The organism is Enterococcus hulanensis (assembly GCF_005405485.1).
Lineage (GTDB): Bacteria > Bacillota > Bacilli > Lactobacillales > Enterococcaceae > Enterococcus_A > Enterococcus_A hulanensis.
The window spans coordinates 1-21,427 of the sequence record NZ_BJED01000015.1; the positions used below are offsets into that span (position 1 = coordinate 1).

Genomic DNA, 21,427 nt, shown 5'->3' on the forward strand with positions numbered 1-21,427 from the left:
TAAAGATCGCTGTGTTTCTTGACAACTTATCAAAATTTTAGTCTTATTGCTGTGAGACACAGCGATCGGTTTTTGGAACTGATGTGGAACAGTACCTACTTGGTGCTCAAAAGCTGAGCGAGTTCACGAAGCCTTTCTAATCGTATCAATAGTTTCTTTTGATCTTTGAGTAAATAAATGAGCGGAAGTCTGCGAAATTCTGGATTTTTTTGATTTCTTGATAGCTTTGAGCCGTGTCGAATAAGGAAATCAGGGCTTCATAAATATCAGTAAATAGTCGTCGATCGATATCGTTGATGGCGGCTAATAAAACGACATGGACTTTTTTATCTCCCCATAGGAGGCCTTTTTCAGAAATGGCGACACTGATAACAGTTTGATGTGCATCCATGTAAACGGAATGAGGGATCGCGATCGCTTCAAAGGCTGTTGAGGAGGCTCGCTCACGTTCTAAGACGTGCTCTTTAAACTCAGCCGGAACGATGTTTTCCGCTTCCAGCACTTGGCACAGTTCATTGATCACTGCTTCAGAGCAATCAGCGGCTAATTGGCTGGTGAAAAATTTCTCGTCGAAGTAATCATCGAAATTTTTCCGCAAAATACTTTTCTTTCGATCTAATCGGATATTTCCTATTTCAGTGATCAGTGTCATGCGTTGTTCTTCGGTAAAAATCGGAGAGACTTCGATTACAAGAAAATCCGGTGTTTCTGGAACAGGCAATGTCGTTATCAACAGTTCGAAGTCTAAATCCTCGGTTTCCGAAAATTTGGAGACGACCGTTTGAATAATCAAATCGTTGCCGAAATGGTGATTCAGTTTTTCATAGAGCTGCTCGTCTAGGTTCATATATTTTGGACAAAGCAGGACGGTTCGAATCTTCGAAAGGTTTCTTTTTTGACCTTCCAACTCAGAGCCGATGTGTAAGGCAATATAGGCGGTCTCATCTTCACTGACAGATATGCTGAAGCGATTGCTCAAACGTAAGGAGATGTAAACAGCGACATCGTAGACCATCGGAAAATCTTTTTTCAGCGAGCTCACCATCGGGTTTTTCAATGAGGTTTGCTGCTTGGCGCGTGAAAAAAGTCCGCTGACATGCAAAGAAAAAGGAACGATGAAGTTCTCGCTCATTAAATTAATCCCAAAGGTTTGCCGGACATCCTCCAAAACAACATCGACTGCCTGAGAAATCTCCTCACCCACGATCTGTTCCAGCTCCTTCAAATTATTCGAAGGAATATAATTGGCATTTGCTTGAAAGATCATATGGATTTCTTCTTTTTCTAGACTATTCAAGGTCAGGTCAAATTCCTTTTCGATCTGTTCAATCATCTTTGTAACTAATTTGGCCTTATCTTCTCGCAGCCAAGAGCTGAACCAGTTGCGGCTGACCAGCGAGTTGTCATTTCGCACGGATTCTAACAGAATCAGCAGATGCAGCATCAGATTAACGAAGGAAAAGTCATTCAAATGATAATTCGATTCCTGCATGATCGAATGGATGATCGCAGCGAGCTTTTCAATATCTTGTTTATCAAAGGTGGCCTCTAAAATTTGCTTATCGATAAATTTGTGCGGCACCTCTTCAAAAATGATGTAGGAAATCAGGCGGCGCTTTTCTTTTTCTTCGCCGATGATCTGGATCTCATCTTGCTTGAGGATAAATTTCACGTGGTATTTCTCATAGGCTTTGTTCATTCGCGAAAGATCCGATTTAAGTGTGGAGTAGCTGACGAACAGTTCCTCCGAGAGATCGAAAATATTGAGCTGCTGATTTTCCATCAAAATTCGTTTAATAATGAAAAAGGAACGTTCCTTAAATGTCTGAGGTAAAGCGGTATCATTTTTCGGCTCTTCTAATAATTTTTCAGCTTCCTCGCGAATAACCGTGTAGCCTGCATTAGAAGAAGCGATCACGGGTACTGCTCCTAGTTTGTTTAACTCGTAAATATAATTTTTGACTGTCCGCATAGACACGTTCATTTTTTCAGCTAAGATTCTTGAAGAGATAGGGGTGTCTTGCTGCAGCAGTAATTTTAGCAGGTATTCTTGCTTTTCCTTCATATCCTCATCCCTCCATAAGTCATTTTATTTATTATAGCGTGAATTTGCGGAAGAAAAAATAGTGAGTTGCACGACCTGCGTGCAACAGTCTAGTTGAGGAAAATAGTCAAAATCGAAATAATAGAGATGTAAAAGAGAACAGCACGTGCAGAAAAAAACAATTTTGGAGGACTTTATCATGGAAACTTTAAATATTTTATTATGTTGCGGCGCAGGAATGTCTAGTGGTTTTTTAGCACAGAAAACAAGAAAAGCAGCGAAAAAACGCGGAATCTCTGGTTCGATCGATGCTCGTAGTGAAAGTGAAGTGGCTTCTTATTTAGAGTCGATCGACATCTTATTGCTGGGCCCTCATTATGCTTCTTTCAAAGAAGAGATGGCCGAACAGGCTGCACCCCACAATGTCGTGGTGGATGTGATCCCGCAAGATATTTACGGCATGCTGGACGGTGAAGGCTTGTTGGACTTCGCGATCAGCAAATTAGAAAAATAAACTCATCAATTATTAGGAGGAACAAGCAAAATGAAAAAATTTATGGATTGGTTGGCGAATTCATTTGCTCCAAAGGCGAAGCAGCTGACTCAAAAGCCTTCCGTTGCCGGCTTATCGAGTGCGATGCAGAAATTGATTCCCTTCATTATGACAGGATCGATCGTCTTCTTTTATAACGTTTTTCGCTCGTATATTCCGCAGCTGCCTGATTTAGGCAATATTTCAAATTATTCATTCGGAATGATCGGCATGATCGCGGCTTTTATGGTGGCGAATCAATATATGGAAAAGTTCAAGCATCCTAACTATTCCATCACAGCAGGAATCGTATCTGTCTGTGTTTTGATGATGACGCTGCATCCAGTTGGTGCCAAAGAAGGTGTCTATGACATGGGACGAGTTGGACCAACAGGGATTTTGATTGGTGTAATCGTCGGCGCAGTTGTTAGTGTCATCTTCCATTATTTCAGCAAATTGCATCTGCTGCAAAATTCGGAGCTTCCGGATTTTGTCGTGGAGTGGATCAATAATATCATTCCGATTTTCTTGAGCTTAGCACTATGGTCAACCATGATCTTTGCTTTGAAGATTGATGTTTTCGAAGTCATCATCAACTTGTTTGAACCGATCCAAAGCTTTGGTCAATCATTACCAGGGTTAATCTTACTTGTTTTGATTCCGGCTTTCTTTTATTCAATGGGGATTTCAACGTGGTTGTGGTCAGCTATTCAAAACCCGATTTTTATCGCAGGGATTGCTGCCAATGCACTGGCCCTTAAAAATGGGGATGTCGGCATGAATATCGTAACGAATGAGACCGTTTACAGTTTAGGCTTGATTATGATGGGCGGAACAGGTGCTACGTTAACACTGAATCTATTGATGTGTTTTTCAAAAGCCAAGAAATTAAAAACACTCGGTCGCATTTGTATCGGACCATCACTCTTTAATATCAATGAACCGATCGTCTTCAGTACGCCGGTCGTTATGAATCCGATCTTGATGATGCCGATGTGGATCAATTCCATCACCGGAAGCTGTGTTGTTTGGTTTGCGATGCGGGGCGGCTTGCTGAATATTCCACAGGAGTTGATGCAGGTAGCTCAGATTCCGGCACCGATCTCCAGCGTGATGATCCTGCAAGATTTCCGAGCGGTTCTCTGGTATGTTCTTTTGTTCGCGATGTACTTGATTACGTGGTACCCATTTTTCAAGGTTTATGAAAAAGAGGTATTGGCGGATGAAGTCAAAGAAGAACAAGAGGCAGAAGAATTAGCTGCTCCTGTAGAAGCTGTATAAAAATGGACGAGGTGAAAAAATGATGGAAGAAACAGAATTGCTTGAAGAGGAAAATGAACTGATTCCAGTCGCGATGCAGATTATTTTGCATGCGGGAAATGGACGGACAAAAGCGCAGGAAGCAATCAAGTTTGCTAAGCTGCAGGATTTTGATGCGGCCCACGAAGCGTTGAAAGAAGCGAAAGAAAATATTGTTTTGGCGCATCGCTCGCAAACAACGATCATTCAAAATGAAGCTGCTGGGAAAAGCTATCAGCCATGTCTGCTGTTTACTCATGCCCAAGATCATTTAATGACGATTACGAGTGAAGTCAACATGACCAGAGATTTAGTCGATATGTTTGAATTAGTAATGAAGAACAAATAGCTGGGAAATGTTCCCGGCAAAATAAATCAGTAAAACCTGAAGCAGTCCGTTATTGACTCATCCTTCAGTTTTAATAAAAGATGAGGAGCGAGAAAAATATGAACAATGCATTTCCAAAAGACTTCCTATGGGGAGCGGCAACCAGCGCGTATCAAGTAGAAGGCGCGGCACAAGAGGATGGGAAAGGACTATCCCAACAAGATATCATCAACAGTGAACGCCACGAAAAATTCGGCTTTGCCGATGCCAGCGTTGCGAGTGATCATTACCATAAATATAAAGAGGACATTGCCCTATTTAAGGAAATGGGTTTTACCAGCTATCGTTTTTCGATTGCTTGGTCGCGGATTTTTCCAAATGGCGATGATGTGGTCAATGAAGCAGGTATCCAATTTTATCGTGATTTGATCAAGGAATTAAAAGACAATGACATCGAACCGATCCCAACGTTGTATCATTATGATCTGCCGTGGCCATTAGTCGAAAAATATGGCGGCTGGCTGTCTCGCGAAGTGGTGAAGGATTTTGAAGTGTTCGCGAAATACGTCATCAATGAGTTCAAAGATGATATCAAATATTGGATCACCATCAATGAGCAAAGCATCATCGTGCAGTATTGGACGCAAAAATGCTATGTGCTGCCAGAATATCAAGACAACAATCAGCTTCGCTATCAGATTAATCACCATATGAATTTGGCGCAAGCCGTTGCCGTGAAATTGGCTCATGAAGCTGGAGCATTAGCAGGGCCGGCCTTGGGTTATGCACCAGTCTACGCGCGAACTTGTAAACCAGAAGATCAGATCGCCGCGTTAAACGCCAATGATCTGCGCAATGCTTATTATTTAGATGTCTATTTCCGCGGCCACTACAATGTCGCAGCTTTAACCTATTTGAAACAAGCCGGCTTAGCTCCGGAAATAGAAGAGGGCGATGAACAATTCTTCGCAGAAAATCTATCTGATTTTTTTGCCATCAACTACTATGACAGCCAATGTGCTCATGCTTGTCCCGAAGGTGAGGAACGCCGCTGGTCCGGCTATAACCTATCTGGTAAAAAAGGCGATATGTCCGGCTTTGAAACACATCCCGGCTTCTACCAAATGTGTTCAAATCCGGAATTGCGGACAACTGATTGGGATTGGGCCATTGATCCAATCGGCTTGGAATATGTTTACCGTGATCTATACACGCGCTACCGTGTGCCATTTATGATCACCGAAAATGGATTGGGTGCCTATGATGAGCTGACGCCGGATGGGAAAGTTCATGATGACTATCGTATCGATTATTTAAGAGAACACATCCAAGCAACGAAACGAGCAATGGATATGGGTGTAGAGGTTGTTGGTTATATGCCTTGGTCAGCGATTGATCTGCTGTCTACCAGCAACGGCTACAAGAAACGTTACGGCTTGATCTACGTTGATCGCACAGACGATGATGTCAAAGAATGCAAACGAATCAGAAAAGATTCCTTCTATTGGTATAAAAAGGTAATTGCTTCAGACGGCACGAACTTGGATTAATGAAGATGCTTTTACGAAATATGATTTCCGTTTTGGGCTCTTCCTTGGTCGGAGTCGGTGTGGGGCTCTGTGTTGTGACCGGTTTAGGGGCGGATGCCTTAGGCGTTTTATGGGAAGGACTAGCTAAACATTTGCCGGTCACGGTAGGTCAGGCATCTTTGCTGGTTACCTGTACCTGTTTGCTTATCGTGGCTTTAATTGATAAAAAGGAATTGGGCTTGGCGACCATTTTGAATCCGATCGCTACCAGTATCTTTACGGATCTGATGATCAAACAAGTAACGATACAAGGAGAAGTAGTTCTAAAGCTGCTGATCGTCATAATTGGGATTTCCTTTATCGGGATCGGCTCTGGAATAGCAGCGGCTACGAATGCAGGAAAAGAAGGCTATATCGCTCTGAGTTTTGCTTTAGCGAATCGCTTGTCGATCGATTTAGCGAAGATTCGGATGGGTCTGGATCTGATCTGCTTTGTGACCGGTATGTTTTTAGGTGGAAAGTTCATGGTGGGACCGATCATCGGCGTGGTGCTGATTGGTCCGCTGCTGAAGGTAACTACTCAATATTGCGGAAAGAAAATACAACCATTGTTAGGATGAAACGATTGAATTTAATTTCAATCGTTTTTTTTTTCTGAAATAATGGTTGACCGATCAACTATTGTTTGATAAGTTAGTTGAGTAGTCAACTATTTTATTTGGAAGGTGTGAATCATGAAGCGAAGTGTAGGACGTTTGATTTCGATTTTATATCGAAAAAATCAAATTTATTTAAATTCGGTGATGAAGCCGCTAAATATCTCGACAGCCGAGCAGCCGATCTTAATGTATCTTTATCGTCACAATGCGGTGACGCAAGAGGAAATTAGTGCGTATCTTCAAGTAGACAAGGCTTTGACGACACGAACCATTCAATCATTATTGGAAAAAGGCTTGGTCACAAAGGAAAAGGATGAGCAGGACAAGCGCTGCAATAAGATTTCTTTGACTCAAAAGGGTTTTGATATGCGCGAAGCGATGGTGGAGAAGTTTGTCGGCTGGAACAAGATCATGCTAGAAGGAATGGACGAATCGAAGCGTGAATTGCTTTTTGAGCTGTTAGAGGAAATGGTTGAAAAAACTGAGCAGTATGATTTAAAGGGAGGATAAAAAATGGAAGCAGCAAATCCGTTAGGGACTGAAAAAATTTCAAAATTACTATGGCGTTTCTCGATTCCAGCTATCATCGGAATGGTGGTAAATGCGCTGTATAATGTGGTGGATCGAATTTATATCGGTCATGCTCCGGGGTTGGGAGCGAATGGTTTGGCAGGGATCACGATCGGCTTTCCGATCATGATCATCTTATTGTCGATTGGTATTTTGTTTGGTGTAGGCGGTGCGACTCTTTTTTCGATGAAATTAGGAGAAGGCAAATCCGAGGAAGCTGAACTTGCGTTAGGCAATGCTTTTTCGCTACTGGTTTTCAGCGGACTTTTATTTATGGTTATGGGGCATTTATTCTTGTCGCCAGTCTTGTCAGCATTTGGTGCTAGTGAGAATGTCTTGCCTTTTGCGATGAGCTATATGCGGATCATCTTCTCAGGTGCCGTTTTTCAAATTGTCAGCATCGGACTGAACAACTTTTTACGTGCAGATGGACAGCCTAAGCTGGCGATGATCACAATGTTCATGGGCGCAGGGGTCAATATTATTCTTGATCCAGTATTTATCTACGTCTTTGATATGGGGATGGCCGGTGCAGCGTTTGCGACGATCCTTTCGCAATTTATTTCAATGGTTTGGATTTTATCTTATTTTCTAAGCAAACGCAGTCATCATCAAATTCAAGTAAAAAATATGGCGATCAAGGCTCATGTCGCTACTCGAATAACAGCATTGGGAATGCCAAATTTCTTATTGCAACTTGGAAATAGTGTGCTGAATGTCGTATTGAATATGACCCTTCTGAATTATGGCGGAGATATTGCCGTTTCCGGCATGGGGATCGTCAACAGTATCCAGACGATTTTGCTGATGCCTATTACAGGACTTGTTCAAGGGGCACAGCCGATCATCAGCTTTAACTTTGGTGCCAAGAAATTCAAACGGGTGAAAGAAACGCAAAAATATGCGATCTTGGTCGCAACTATAATCGTTTGTCTTGGTTGGCTGGCTACTCGAATAATGCCGGAGCAATTGGTACGGATGTTTAACAATGAGCCTGAGCTGCTGACCTTTGGGGCAAAAGCTTTACAAATCTGGTTCCTGTGTTTGCCGGTCATTGGGTTTCAAATCGTTGCTTCGAATTTTTTCCAGGCAACCGGACGGACTCGTCAAGCGATCTTTTTAACGTTGACGCGCCAAATCATTTTATTGATTCCAGCAATCTTACTTTTCTCTCAAATGTGGGGAATGGACGGTTTGCTCCACGCGGCGCCTTTTGCTGATGCTGGGGCAGGTCTTTTGACGGGTGTCTTTTATGTTATCGGTGTCAAACGCCTGAGCAAAGAAGAGTCCGCGTTGGAAGAATTGAATTACGAAGCGGAATAAAGCTATTATGAAACGAAGGTATGTCACTTTTGACATGCCTTTTTTCGTGGAATGAGCATGTTCATTTCTTTTTTGCACTCAAGGATTGGAAGAGACTATAATGAAGGCAGAAGTCAGGAGGGTGAAAAATGTTGGTTGTTAGTCTTATTGAAAAAGCAGAGGTCGACTCAATTCCGTTCTTATTTGGTGCTTTAGGAATAGTTGTTTTGGTTGTTAGCCTACAGCCGTATACTGGTGGACTCGGTTATCGCGGGATCGCCTTTGTAGCTTACGGCAAACGAATCTGGCAGTTTTCTAATCGCTTGTTTGGCGGACTATTTACGCTAGGCGCGTTTCTGCTGTATTTACTGTTTAAGTTAGGGGATATTTCTGCTGGTAATAAGGCGATTATCGCGATAATTACTTGCTTTATTTGCAGCCTTATCAGCGATCTTATTACGTTATATGTAAAACGGCGACCTAATTAACAACGAAGGTTGACAAAATAAAAAATTGCGTTTAATATAGTTAGCATGATAACTATTTAAGGAGAGAATCGTATGAATGAGCCAGAAACTATTGGTTTCAAGATCAGAGAGTTATCCCTATTGATCGGCAGGTATATGGAGCGAACGAATGAAGATGGACATATTAGAGGTCCGCAGGGGTTTGCACTAGGGTACTTGGTCAATAATCGAGATAAAGAAATTTATCAAAAAGATTTGGAAGAACGATTATCGATTCGAAAACCCACCGCCAGCAATTTAGTTGACCGTATGATCAAGAATGGTTTTTTGACGACTGCTCCGTCTCAAAAGGACAAACGCCTGAAACGCCTGATCGTGACCGAAAAAGCGATCCAAGCTACGATCGAAATAGAAAAACAGATCGAAGATAGCGAAAAAAGGATGAAGCAGGGCGTTTCAGAGGAAGAGTTAGCGCAGTTTTTTACTACGCTGGAAAAGTTCAAACAAAACATTCAACGCTAATCTGATTGTCAAGACGATCAGATTTCTATTCCCACTAATAGTTAGCATGCTAATGTACGAGCAAGGAGGACGCTTATGATACAACTAATAAAACGAACCAATACAAAAGAACGATTACTGGTGCTGGCAAGTGTTCTATTCATCATCGGACAAGTCTGGATGGACTTGAAGGTACCAGATTATATGTCGCAGATCACAACTTTGCTGCAGACACCGAGCACAGCTATTAGCGAAATTTTAAAACCCGGCGGCTGGATGGTCTTGCTATCCTTGATGAGCTTTGTCTTTTCATCAATCGTCGGTTTATTTGCTGCAAAATTGGCAGCGAGTTTAACCTGCCGCCTGCGTCAGGATATGTTCGGCAAGGTTATGGATTATTCCGCTCATGAGATTCAGCAATTTTCGATTCCCAGTTTGACCACTCGGACGACCAACGACTTAACTCAAATTCAACAGATAGTGGCGATGGGCTTGCAGCTGATGATCAAAGGACCGATCACCGCGGTTTGGGCAATTTTTAAGATCGCTGGAAAAAACTGGCAGTGGACGACAACGACAGGCATCGCCGTATTGGTCTTGCTGATCATGTTGTCGGTCATTTTAACCTTGGTGCAGCCGCGCTTTGCCAAAGTTCAACAGCTGACTGACAAAGTAAATAGTGTTACACGGGAAAATTTAACCGGACTACGGGTGGTACGGGCATACAATGCTGAAGACTACCAAGAAGAAAAATTTGAAGCAACGAATCAAGAACTAACAGCGACGAACTTATTTACCGGACGAGTGATGGCCTTGATGAGTCCAGGGATGAATTTGATCTCCGGCGGACTGACGCTTGCGGTTTATTGGATCGGGGCTTATATGATTCAGCAGGCGCAAGGGATGGTGAAGCTCACATTGTTTAGTGACATGATCGTCTTCTCCTCTTATGCGATGCAAGTCGTCATGAGCTTTGTTTTAATGTCGATGATCTTCATGATTTTGCCGCGGGCGACGGTTTCGGCGAAACGGATCAATGAAGTCTTAGCCAAGGATTCTTCCGTAGAATTTCCGGAAGAAGGCGAAAAGGTTCAGCCGGATGTCAAAGGAACGGTGGAATTTGATCATGTATCATTCCGTTACCCTGATGCTTCTGAACCCGTACTCCATGAAATCAACTTTAAAGCAGAACAAGGGGACACAGTCGCCTTTATTGGTTCGACGGGCAGCGGGAAAAGTACGATCTTGAATTTGATTCCGCGTTTTTATGAAACCAGTGAAGGAACGATCTCAATCGATGGTCAGCCGATCAATACTTACAGCCATGTGAATTTGAATGATATCGTCGGCTATATTCCGCAAAAACCGGTGTTGTTCAGCGGAACGATCCAGTCGAATCTGGATTTTGGGAACAGCAAGAATGATCCTTTGGATGAAGAAAAAATGGAAGAAGCACTTTCGATCGCTCAAGCTAGTGATTTTGTTAATGGAAAAGAAGACAAGCTGAAAAGCCATGTTGCTCAAAACGGCAGCAACTTCTCTGGAGGTCAAAAGCAGCGTTTGGCGATTGCTCGAGTAATTGCCCGCAAGCCTGAGATTTTACTCTTCGATGATTCCTTCTCGGCGTTGGATTATACAACAGATAAAAAATTACGCGAGTTGCTAAAAGAGAAGTTGGCGGATACGACAAAATTGATCGTCGCTCAACGGATCAGTACCATCATGGATGCCGACCAGATCATTGTCTTGGATGAAGGCCGGATCGTTGGACAAGGCACCCACGAAGAATTACTGGAGACAAACGCTGTCTATCAAGAGATTGCCTATTCACAGCTTTCGAAGGAGGAATTAGTTAATGGATAACACTTTAGATAGTATTCAAACACAATCACAAGAACAGCCTTTAAAATCTAACATTCTAAAGGCACTAAATCAGTTCAAATGGCCTTTGATCATGGCGATCGTATTTGCCACGATCGGAAGCATGACGCAAATCGTTGGTCCGAATCGTTTAAGCGAGATCACGGATCTGATCACTCAAGGATTGGGTGGTTCGATCAATCTTACGCGCATTAGTCAGATAGGACTGAGTTTAGTCATTCTCTATGGGATGGGTTCGATTCTTTCGTATTTCCAAGGCTTCATCGTAGCGACCGTCACGCAGCGTTTTTCTAAACAGCTGCGGCGTCAGATTTCAGAAAAAATCAACAACGTTCCCTTGAACTATTTTGATTCACACAGTCAAGGTGATACATTGAGCCGCGTCACCAATGATTTGGATACCGTGAGCCAATCGCTGAACCAAAGTTTGAGTTCATTGTTTCCGTCGATCACGCTATTTATCGGCTGTCTGGTCATGATGTTTCGGACGAATTTGATATTGACGATCACAGCGGTGGTTTCCGTTTTACTAGGCTTTTTATTAATGGCCGTTATTATGGCAAAATCACAGGTTCATTTTAATCAGCAGCAGCAAAAATTAGCTAAGATCAACGGCTTTGCGGAGGAAGCTTATTCTGGGCAGCAAGTCATCAATGCTTACAGCGCGACTGAAGATATGAAATCAGAATTTGGTGAGATGAATCAAGATTTTTACGGCAGTGTTTGGAAGGCGCAATTCTTGTCTGGGATCATGCAGCCGTTGATGGGCTTTATCGGCAACTTTGGTTATGTCGCAGTTTGTGTGGTTGGAGCTGTTTTGGCACTGCGAGGAGATATTACGTTAGGTGTCATCGTGGCATTTACTGTCTACATCCGTCTGTTTTCACAACCCTTATCACAACTGGCGCAAGCCTTTTCTAACCTGCAATCGGCAGGAGCTGCGATGAGTCGTGTTTTTGAGTTCTTAGAAGAAGATGAACTAGCCGATGAGTCAGAAAAAACCATTAAATTGCACAACGCAGAAGGCAACGTTCGTTTTGAAAATGTCAGCTTTGGTTATGATAAAGAGCGGACGATCATTCATAATTTCAATGTCCAAGCAAAGGCTGGACAAAAAATCGCGATCGTTGGTCCAACCGGTGCAGGGAAAACGACGATCGTCAATCTGCTGATGCGTTTTTATGAAACGAATCGCGGAGAGATCGTGATCGACGGTGTTTCCACAAAAGACATGAGTCGTGAAGAAGTTCATGATCAATTTTGTATGGTATTGCAGGATACGTGGCTGTTTGAAGGGACGATCAAGGAAAATCTGATCTACAACCAGCAGCATATTTCTGATGAAACAGTCGTAAAGGCCTGCAAAGCAGTCGGGATCGATCACTTTATCCGCACCTTGCCAAAAGGCTATGAAACGTATCTGGATGATAGTGTCAGCTTATCAGTCGGACAAAAACAATTAATGACGATTGCTCGTGCGATCATCAAAGACGCACCGATGCTGATTTTAGATGAAGCGACTAGTTCTGTTGATACGCGAACCGAAGAATTGATCCAAGCGGCGATGGACAAACTAATGAACAATCGCACCTCTTTTGTGATTGCCCATCGTTTATCGACGATCCGCAATGCGGACCTGATTCTAGTCATGAACGAAGGAAATATCATCGAACAAGGAAACCACGAAGAATTGATGGAACAAAACGGTTTCTATGCAGATTTGTATAATAGTCAGTTTGAGAAAGAACAGCTGGCATAAGAATGAAAAGCGATCAAAGTCGAAGGATTTTGATCGCTTTTTTTTGTGTGGATGAACCTGTAAAAATGAATCTTCACTCACATGAATAATATTTCATGTTATTTTATCTTGACACGCTTTTTTGTGAGTGATAAAGTATCGATGTTGAATCGTAATGGTTACGCTTTGCGTGCTGCAAATAGTAATGGATAAATCAAGTCTATTTGATGAGTGATTGCAAGATGGTGTTGTGGGGATCATTTTGCAGCGGCGATTCGATTTTAGTTAAAACAACTTGTATAAAGCAGGTGATGTTTTTTTAACGTGAGACGATTAGTTTATGAATTCAAAAGAAGAGAGAGGTCTGAAATGAAGAAATTAGGATTTATTGTGATTAGTTTGCTGGCACTTATCGGTTTAGGTGCCTGCAAGGGAAATCAGGCGGCAACAGAGCATAAGAATGACAAGCTGCAGATCGTCACCACTTTTTATCCGATGTATGATTTTACGAAAAATATTGTTGGCGACGCGGGGGATGTCAGCTTGCTGATACCGGCTGGTTCGGAACCGCATGATTATGAACCGTCAGCCAAAGACATGGCGAAAATCACTGAAGCGGATGTCTTTGTTTATCATAACGAGAACATGGAAACGTGGGTACCAAAGGCGGCCAAGTCTTGGAAGAAAGGCGCTCCGAATGTTATCGAGGGGACGAAGGGGATGGTTTTATTGCCAGGCGGCGAGGAAGAGCATGAACACAGCGGCGAAGAAGATCATCATCATGAACTAGATCCTCATACGTGGGTGTCACCGCATCGCGCGATCAAGGAAGTTACCTCGATCAAAGATCAATTGATTAAATTGTATCCAGAGAAGAAGACTGAATTTGAAGCGAATGCGAAAAAATATCTAGCCAAGCTTGAGACATTGGACCAAGAATTTTCAGCTTCGTTGAAAAATGCCCAGCAAAAGAATTTTGTTACACAGCATACAGCGTTTGGTTATTTGGCATTGGATTACGGCTTGAATCAAGTCGGTATTTCTGGACTTAACCCGGATCAGGAACCTGATCCTTCACGTATCGCAGAGTTGAAGCATTATGTTGAAGACAATGAGATCAAGTACATTTATTTCGAGAACAACAACCAAGGAAAAGCCGCGCAAACACTTGCGGATGAAACCAAGGTCAAGCTGGAGGTTCTCAATCCGCTAGAAAGTTTGACGAAAAAGCAACTAGATGCGGGCGAGGATTACGTATCTGTGATGAAAGAAAATCTAACTGCCTTAAAGAAAACGACCGAGGCTGCGGGCAAAGAAATCAAACCACTTGAGGAAACGAAGACCGAGCAAGCGACCTATAACGGCTATTTCAAAGATTCACAGGTCAAGGATCGCAAACTATCTGACTACGCTGGCGATTGGCAATCGGTTTATCCTTTGCTGAAGGATGGAAGCTTGGATCAGGTTTTCGATTACAAGGCAAAGCTGAAAAAGGATAAGACTGCGGCAGAGTATAAGACCTATTATGAAACAGGCTATAAGACCGATGTGGATGAGATCAAAATTACGGATAAGCAAATTGATTTTATAGTCGGCGGCAAGCATCACAAATATACCTATGAATATGCAGGACATGAAATTCTGACTTATGAAAAAGGCAACCGCGGGGTACGCTTCACCTTTGAAACCAAGGACCCGAATGCCGGTGATTACAAATACGTTCAGTTCAGCGATCACGGCATCGCTCCTGCCAAAGCGGCGCATTTCCATATTTATTTCGGCGGTGAAAGTCAAAAAGCCTTGCTTAACGAGCTGGATAATTGGCCGACCTATTACCCAAGAAAAATGAGCAGTCATGCGATCGCTCAAGAAATGCTGGCACACTAATCATTTGGAGGTGGCTTTCATGGAAAAGACCGATCTAGCCAGTGCCTATCGCCGCTTGAAAAGTCCCAACATCAAGACGCGCAAGCGGGCGCTGAAAATCATCAAAGAAGCCAAAAGAAATCAATCAAAGAAATAATCGAATCTATCTCCTTTTTAGGAGATAGATTCTGTTATTTATAAGTGACTCTTAAAAGAAAATATGTATCTAAACTCCCCAAAGCAACGCTCTGCTAACAGCTAATTTGTGCAATAAAATGCAAAAGAATATTGTAAACAGCCAGAAAAAATGGTTGAATGAGAATGAATCTCATTATCATTTGGGTTTCGCAGTTGTTGGTAAATTAGTTAAAAGTGAGAAAGGAGTTAGATAGATGAAAGATGAATCGGTATTGATTCGTTACATCAAGAAGAAGAAAGGCTTGTTAACCGTATCAGGAATATTGGCGACAATTTCAACAGTGGTACAGTTCATTCCTTTTTACAGTATTTATAAAATCATTGAGTTATTGATGATCGGTGATTATTCAGCCAGTGGAATGATTCACTGGAGCTTAGTTTCTATGGGAAGCGTGTTGGCCGGGGTGATTTTGTTATATGCCTCTTCCATGTGTTCGCATGTCGCCGCTTTTGATATTTTGTATGAGATTCGAATGGATATTCTGCAGCATTTATCAAAAGTCTCAATGGGCTATTTTACACGAAAATCGAGCGGTCAATTAATGAAGATCATTGATCAATGTGTAGAAAAAATGGAGTCGTTTATCGCACATCAAATTCCGGATATAGTTTCGGCGTTGATATTTCCATTGGTTTATATCGGTTTGATGCTGAAAATTGATTGGCGCTTGGGCTTAATGTCGCTAGTACCGCTTTTTCTGGCAGTCGGCATTTATTCATATTTGATGGGAAATACAATGAAGAACAATAAGGTGAAGCAATATCATGACGCCTTAGAAGCGATGAATAGTAATGGTGTGGAATATGTGCGGGCAATGCCGGCGGTCAAGGTCTTTGGTTTATCCGTTGGGAACTTCAAACGATTCCATCAAAGCATCAAGGATTATCGGAATTTAGTCATGGACTGGTCGAATGGTTTTCGTTCAGGCTATGTTTTATTTACCACTTTAATAACATCCGTTGTTTTGTTCGTGATGCCCTTTGGCGCTTTTTTGATCAGTCAAAGTCCGCAAGACAAAACGCTGTCGCTAACGGTGATGATGTTTATTATTTTAGCTTCAGGAACGACCGGACCATTTATGAAATTAATGTATGCGGCCTCTACCTTCAGCAATGTTAATGAAGGGGTCAAACGGGTCGATGAGATTTTCGCTGAGGCGCCGGTGATCGAAAAAGAGACGACCACGAACTTTTCGGGTAATGGGATTTCATTTGAAGAGGTTTCGTTTGCTTATACCAAAGGAAATCCTGTACTGAAAAAAGTCAGCTTTGAACTGCAGCCCAATACGATGAACGCCTTAGTTGGACCCTCTGGCGGCGGGAAAAGTACGATTGCTCAATTACTTTTACGCTTTTATGATCCGACAGAAGGCGCGATCAAAATCGGCGGGACTGATATTCGGGAGGTTACGATCGATACCTTGATGCGGGACGTTTCTTTTGTTTTCCAAGATGTCACTCTATTCAATGACACGATCGCAGCCAATATCCGGATGGGCAACAAAAATGCGAGCTTGGAGGAAGTTCGCTGGGCAGCGCAATTAGCCCGCTGTGATGAATTTATTCAAGCGCTGGAAAATGGGTATGACACGATGATTGGCGAACAGGGAGTTTTCTTATCTAAAGGTGAAGCGCAGCGGATCTCGATTGCGCGGGCGTTGTTGAAAAATTCACCAATTTTAGTTTTAGATGAAGCCACTGCCTATGCGGATGCAGAAAATGAAGTGTATATCCAGCAAGCGATCAGTGAGCTTGTTAAAGGAAAAACCGTTTTGATTATCGCGCATCGCCTGTGGACGATCCAGCATGTCGATCAAATTTTAGTTTGCGACAAGGGCGAGATCCAAGCCGCTGGAACCCATGATGAATTATTGGTAAGCAATCCGCTTTATCAAAAATTGTGGACGATCAATGAAGAGACCAAAGATTGGGAGGTGAAGTAGGATGAAAGAGGCAATTTACAATATTACTTCGGGCGAACCGAAATCATTAGCTCAATCAACTTTTTGGGCGACGCTGGAATCAATCGCACGCCTGCTGCCGGCGGTCATTGCTTTTTACGGCATTTTTGAATTGTACGAATCCTATCAGCAAAATCGTCCGTTAGACACACGTCTCTATCTTTATCTGCTGCTTGCCAGTGTCGTGTGGTTTGGGGTACAGGTCTTGATCTCCACGATCGCATATGACAGACAGTATACAGCCGCCTATGATGTGTCGGAAAAAGGCCGGACCAAATTAGCCAATCATTTGCGAAATCTTTCGTTGGGCTTTTTAGATAGTCGCGATCCTGGTGATTTAACAACGATGATGCTGGGAGATTATACCCTGTTAGAAAGTGCAGTTTCTCATCTGGTGCCGCAAGCGCTGGGTGCAGTCATTCTATTATTTATGGCGTTTGTTTCTTTATGCTTGATTGATTGGCGGATGACGCTGTGTCTATATGCGATGCTGCCGATTGTCTTGCTTATAGTCAAAGGATCAAATATCTTAATGAACAAACTTGGCGGCCGCCACATTCAAGCGAAGGTCGAAAGTGCTTCTCGTCTGCAAGAATATTTGCAGGGAATCAAAGAGATCAAAGCTTATTCGCTAGGCGGTCAGCAGTTCGCCAGAATTCAACAGGCGTTTGATAATCTGCGGAAGGAATCGATTCGGATCGAAGGCGTGTTAGGCCCTGTTGTAATGGTGGCTATTTCTCTTTTACGGATGGGCTTGCCGATCCTAGTTTTCATGGGTTCTTATCTGCTGGCGCAACGAAGCTTGGTCGAGTCGGTATTCTTAGTCTTTATCGTAGTAGCCAGCCGTATTTATGATCCCTTCACTACATTGATGATCAATTACACGGAGATGCGTTATGCCTTGATCAGCGGTGAACGAATTATGGCGATTCGAAATCAGCCGGAGGTACAGGGAACAGAAGAGCTGAATGATGATTATACGATTCGTTTTAACGATGTTGGCTTCGCTTATAAAGAAGAGGCTGTTTTGCAAAATATTAATTTAGAGATTCATCCTAGAACATTGACCGCTTTGGTGGGCCCGTCTGGCAGCGGGAAATCTACGATCGTAAAACTTTTGGCACGTTTCTACGATGCTCAAACAGGGGTCATTGAAATCGGCGGAAAGAATCTCACGACAGTGAATCCAGAAAATCTGTATGGTCATTTATCGATGGTTTTTCAGGATGTCTATCTATTTAAGGATACAATCTTAAATAATATTCGTGTCGGCAAACAGGAGGCGACCTTTGAAGAAGTGGTGGAAGCGGCTAAAAAGGCGCATTGCCATGAATTTATCAGCGCGCTTCCCGACGGCTATGACACACTGGTCGGTGAAGGCGGATCAACACTGTCCGGCGGTGAGAAGCAGCGAATCAGTATTGCGCGCGCATTCATTAAGCAATCGGAAATCATTTTGCTGGATGAAGCGACGGCTGCTCTCGACTTAGAAAATGAGGCAGGGGTTCAGCGGGCGATCAAAAATCTGGTCGCAGACAAAACAGTTGTTGTCATCGCTCACCGATTAAAAACGGTTATGAATGCCGATCAAATCGTTGTATTGGAAAAAGGAAAAGTGGCGGCAAAGGGAAAACACCCTGATCTGTACCAAACCTGCGAGCTTTACCGCACCTTAGTCGACATGCAAAATGAAGCGACGAATTGGAAATTTAGTAAAGAGTAATTCCTTAATAGAAAAGGAGACACGATGAAAAAGAAAAAAACAGCTACGCTTATCTCAAAAGATTATTTAACGATTGGTTTATATACAGTCGTTGGATTTGTTGTCATGATGGTCTTATCCATGGCGACCTTGCCGTTTATGGCCTGGTTCTATCCTTATGCGACGGCCTTTGTACTATTTTTTACTTGCCCGATTTATTTATTGATGGCCTTCAAGGTGGGGAAAAAAGGCACGCTGCTGCTTTTCGGTGCTATCAACGGAGTGTTTTATGCCATCATGGGAACTATTTATATTTTGCCGATCACACTTTTAGGCGGCTTCATCGGTGAAGTGATTTTAGCCAAAACCAACGGCTATCGAAAATTAGGTCCGCAAACGATTGCGTTTACGATCTACAATTTATTGTATGGTTTTTCTAATTACATTATCTTGGCTATTTCTGCCGATTACTATTTTAAAATGATGGAAAATACCGGCTACACTGATAACCACCTTGAGTATTTGACAGACCCATTTTGGATCGTGATTTCGAGTGTCGCGTTAATCGCTGCAATCTGCTTAGGCTGTCTCTTCGGTTACAAGCTGCTGAATAAGCATTTTGTAAAAGCAGGCGTAATCAAATCTGCGTAGCTTGGAGGAGCCGCTTATGAAAAAAAGTATTGATCCTAGAATCCAATTTATGCTCTTGATTGTCCAAAGTGTTTTGGTGCTGTGTGCCGGGATGGGGCAATTGATTCTATTGAATGTCTTTGCACTATTTTATTTGCTGTATGCGGGTCTGTATCAAACGGCTTGTAAAATGGGAGCGGTGATCGCAGCGACAGTGGCGTTGTATAGTTATATGCTGCTGTCGGATCAGCAATGGGTGAAGTTTCTGGGCTTTTTATGTTTCCTCGTTCTGCGTTTTGGTCCGGTGATCATAATGGCTCGAGTGCTGCAGGAGGTACCGACGGGTCGTTTGATGGCTGCGATGCAATCATTGCGGCTGCCGAAAAATTTTATTCTCACGTTAGCTGTGACTTTGCGCTTTTTTCCGATCATTAAAATGGAAAACGATACGATTCAAATGTCGGCTCGCTTACGAGGACTTTCTTATTCACAGCCGAGAAATTGGCTGCGCCCGCTGCAGGTTTTTGAATATACCTTTGTTCCTTTAATGATGCGAACGATGAAGATCGCAGATGAACTGACCGCTTCGGCGATGACTAAAGGGATTGATTGTCCCGATCAGCGGACTTCGATTTACCAGACGCGTTTAACCAGTAAAGATTTGATTCTGGTCGCATTTTTTATCGGCTATATGGTTTGTATTTTTACGTTTAACTTTTTGGAGGTCTAGATGATAGAAACAGCGATCAAGTTAGCAAATATCACTTTTAGTTATGACGCGGAGGAATCGCAGCTGAAAAATCTTTCATTGGAGATCGAAAAAGGAGAATGTGTTCTGGTGACCGGGGCTTCAGGCTGCGGGAAAACGACTTTGACCCGTCTGATCAATGGACTGATCCCTCATTATTATGAAGGAGAACTGACTGGCGAGCTTCATTTAAATGGCAAAAATGCCCGGGAGCTGGAGGAGTGGGAATACGGCCAGCAAGTAGGAAGTGTCTTTCAGGATGCCCGTTCGCAATTTTTCACCTCCAATGTGTTAGATGAATTGGCCTTTGCCTCGGAGAATTATGGTCTTGAAGCAGAAAGAATCAATCAGCGGATCGAAGCGGTGCTGAAGCAGAATCAAATAGATTATTTAAAGAAGCGCAAGCTGGCACAGCTTTCGAGCGGTGAAAAGCAAAAGGTTGCGATGGGGGCGGTGGAAGTTCATTCACCTGAGATCTTCGTATTGGATGAACCCTCGGCAAATTTAGATAATCAAGGCAATGCACAGTTAGCCGCTACGGTGAAGCAGCTGAAGCAAGCCGGCAAAACGATTTTGATCGCGGATCATCGAATCCATTATTTGATGGAAGTGGTGGATCGGGTAGTTTACCTGGCAAAAGGCGAAGTCAAAGCCCAATGGACGATCGATGAGTTCCGACAGCTTTCAAAAACGGCGCTGCACTCCTTTGACATTCGTGAGAAACAGGAAGTTTATATCTCGGAGCTGTTAAGAGAGGAAAATCAGGAGCCGGTTTTTTTAGCCTTGCAGAATTTAACGATCGGCTACCATCGTTTAGCGCCTAGTCTGATCAAAGACCTTAATTTAACTTTGGCGAAAGGCGAGATCGTTCTAATTACTGGTGAAAACGGATTGGGCAAAACCACTTTGGCTCGCACGCTTTGCGGATTGAATAAAGAACAGGCAGGTTCGATCAGTATCAATGGCCAGCTGCAAACCGCAAAAAAACGCCGGGAAAAATGCTGGTTCGTATTACAAGATGCCGATTATCAGCTGTTCTCTGACAGTGTCCTAAATGAACTGCTGTTGGGAACGAAAAAGACGGAGGAAAATTTAGTAAAAGCAGAGCGTCTGCTTAAAGAATTAAATCTCTGGAAATACAAAGATCAGCATCCGGCGACCTTATCTGGCGGACAGAAGCAGCGTTTGGTGTTTGCGGTCGGCTTGATGCGGGTACCGGAGCTGCTGATTTTAGACGAGCCGACCTCTGGGCTGGATGCCGGAAATATGCGGCGGGTTCAACGAATGATCGTCGATTATGCCAATAAAGGCATTACCTTTGTGATCATTACTCATGATCTGGAATTTGCCAAAGGCTTCGGTCAGCGCACGATCCAGCTAGAAAAAGCCGCCAGCAGCAAGCTTCAACCTTCCGACTTAGCAGTGTTTAAATAGAAGGAAAGACTTCAAGTTAGTAACTATGACTGGCTTGA

Annotated in this window: 19 protein-coding genes; 18 read left to right on the forward strand and 1 reads right to left on the reverse strand. The window is 43.0% G+C overall.

Features of this window, described 5'->3' with window-relative positions; translation table 11 throughout:
• Positions 1-145: 145 nt before the first annotated feature.
• A complete protein-coding gene (locus tag FFR60_RS15670; protein WP_137664851.1) occupies positions 146-2,065 on the reverse strand; it encodes a BglG family transcription antiterminator in 1,920 nt (639 codons plus the stop codon).
• Between the two features lie 178 nt (positions 2,066-2,243).
• Between FFR60_RS15670 and FFR60_RS15675 the strand changes: the two genes are divergently transcribed.
• The 18 genes from FFR60_RS15675 to FFR60_RS15760 all read left to right on the forward strand — a co-directional run bounded on the left by FFR60_RS15675 (position 2,244) and on the right by FFR60_RS15760 (position 21,389).
• Positions 2,244-2,558 carry a PTS sugar transporter subunit IIB gene (locus FFR60_RS15675; protein ID WP_088933882.1) on the forward strand — a complete coding sequence of 105 codons (315 nt, stop codon included), beginning with the start codon at positions 2,244-2,246 and terminating at the stop codon, positions 2,556-2,558.
• A 30-nt stretch (positions 2,559-2,588) separates the two neighbouring features.
• Positions 2,589-3,857, forward strand: coding sequence for a PTS sugar transporter subunit IIC (locus FFR60_RS15680; RefSeq protein WP_171004953.1), 1,269 nt, complete (start codon positions 2,589-2,591; stop codon positions 3,855-3,857).
• 19 nt (positions 3,858-3,876) lie between these two features.
• Positions 3,877-4,224, forward strand: a complete 348-nt coding sequence (locus FFR60_RS15685; protein WP_137664852.1) for a PTS sugar transporter subunit IIA — start codon at positions 3,877-3,879, stop codon at positions 4,222-4,224.
• Positions 4,225-4,322: 98 nt separating this feature from the next.
• Positions 4,323-5,753: a glycoside hydrolase family 1 protein gene (locus FFR60_RS15690; RefSeq protein WP_137664853.1), complete on the forward strand. Its 1,431-nt coding sequence runs from the start codon at positions 4,323-4,325 to the stop codon at positions 5,751-5,753.
• Entirely contained in the window at positions 5,753-6,352 is a 600-nt protein-coding gene (locus FFR60_RS15695) for a DUF6198 family protein (protein ID WP_137664854.1), read from the forward strand. The genes FFR60_RS15690 and FFR60_RS15695 overlap by 1 nt, the downstream gene beginning before the upstream one ends.
• 114 nt (positions 6,353-6,466) lie before the next feature.
• Positions 6,467-6,901, forward strand: coding sequence for a MarR family winged helix-turn-helix transcriptional regulator (locus FFR60_RS15700; protein ID WP_088933878.1), 435 nt, complete (start codon positions 6,467-6,469; stop codon positions 6,899-6,901).
• Positions 6,902-6,904: 3 nt separating this feature from the next.
• Positions 6,905-8,284 (forward strand): MATE family efflux transporter, encoded by a 1,380-nt coding sequence (locus FFR60_RS15705; protein WP_137664855.1) that lies wholly within the window; start codon positions 6,905-6,907, stop codon positions 8,282-8,284.
• A gap of 128 nt (positions 8,285-8,412) precedes the next feature.
• Complete coding sequence (locus tag FFR60_RS15710) at positions 8,413-8,751, forward strand: hypothetical protein (protein ID WP_171004954.1); 339 nt, start codon at positions 8,413-8,415, stop codon at positions 8,749-8,751.
• A gap of 72 nt (positions 8,752-8,823) precedes the next feature.
• Positions 8,824-9,252, forward strand: coding sequence for a MarR family winged helix-turn-helix transcriptional regulator (locus FFR60_RS15715; protein WP_137664856.1), 429 nt, complete (start codon positions 8,824-8,826; stop codon positions 9,250-9,252).
• Between the two features lie 75 nt (positions 9,253-9,327).
• On the forward strand, positions 9,328-11,094 hold the full coding sequence (locus tag FFR60_RS15720; RefSeq protein ID WP_137664857.1) for an ABC transporter ATP-binding protein: 1,767 nt from the start codon (positions 9,328-9,330) through the stop codon (positions 11,092-11,094).
• Positions 11,087-12,871 carry an ABC transporter ATP-binding protein gene (locus FFR60_RS15725; RefSeq protein WP_137664858.1) on the forward strand — a complete coding sequence of 595 codons (1,785 nt, stop codon included), beginning with the start codon at positions 11,087-11,089 and terminating at the stop codon, positions 12,869-12,871. The genes FFR60_RS15720 and FFR60_RS15725 overlap by 8 nt, the downstream gene beginning before the upstream one ends.
• A gap of 348 nt (positions 12,872-13,219) precedes the next feature.
• Entirely contained in the window at positions 13,220-14,737 is a 1,518-nt protein-coding gene (locus FFR60_RS15730) for a metal ABC transporter solute-binding protein, Zn/Mn family (RefSeq protein WP_137664859.1), read from the forward strand.
• Between the two features lie 19 nt (positions 14,738-14,756).
• Positions 14,757-14,873, forward strand: a complete 117-nt coding sequence (locus FFR60_RS15735) for a putative metal homeostasis protein (protein WP_088933872.1) — start codon at positions 14,757-14,759, stop codon at positions 14,871-14,873.
• A 235-nt stretch (positions 14,874-15,108) separates the two neighbouring features.
• The gene (locus FFR60_RS15740; protein WP_088933871.1) at positions 15,109-16,857 is read left to right on the forward strand and encodes an ABC transporter ATP-binding protein; all 1,749 of its coding nucleotides are present in this window, start codon (positions 15,109-15,111) and stop codon (positions 16,855-16,857) included.
• Position 16,858: 1 nt separating this feature from the next.
• Complete coding sequence (locus FFR60_RS15745) at positions 16,859-18,598, forward strand: ABC transporter ATP-binding protein (RefSeq protein ID WP_137664860.1); 1,740 nt, start codon at positions 16,859-16,861, stop codon at positions 18,596-18,598.
• Between the two features lie 24 nt (positions 18,599-18,622).
• Positions 18,623-19,228 carry an MptD family putative ECF transporter S component gene (locus FFR60_RS15750; protein WP_137664861.1) on the forward strand — a complete coding sequence of 202 codons (606 nt, stop codon included), beginning with the start codon at positions 18,623-18,625 and terminating at the stop codon, positions 19,226-19,228.
• Between the two features lie 16 nt (positions 19,229-19,244).
• The gene (locus tag FFR60_RS15755) at positions 19,245-19,937 is read left to right on the forward strand and encodes an energy-coupling factor transporter transmembrane component T (RefSeq protein WP_137664862.1); all 693 of its coding nucleotides are present in this window, start codon (positions 19,245-19,247) and stop codon (positions 19,935-19,937) included.
• Entirely contained in the window at positions 19,938-21,389 is a 1,452-nt protein-coding gene (locus FFR60_RS15760) for an ABC transporter ATP-binding protein (protein ID WP_137664863.1), read from the forward strand.
• Positions 21,390-21,427: the final 38 nt, after the last annotated feature.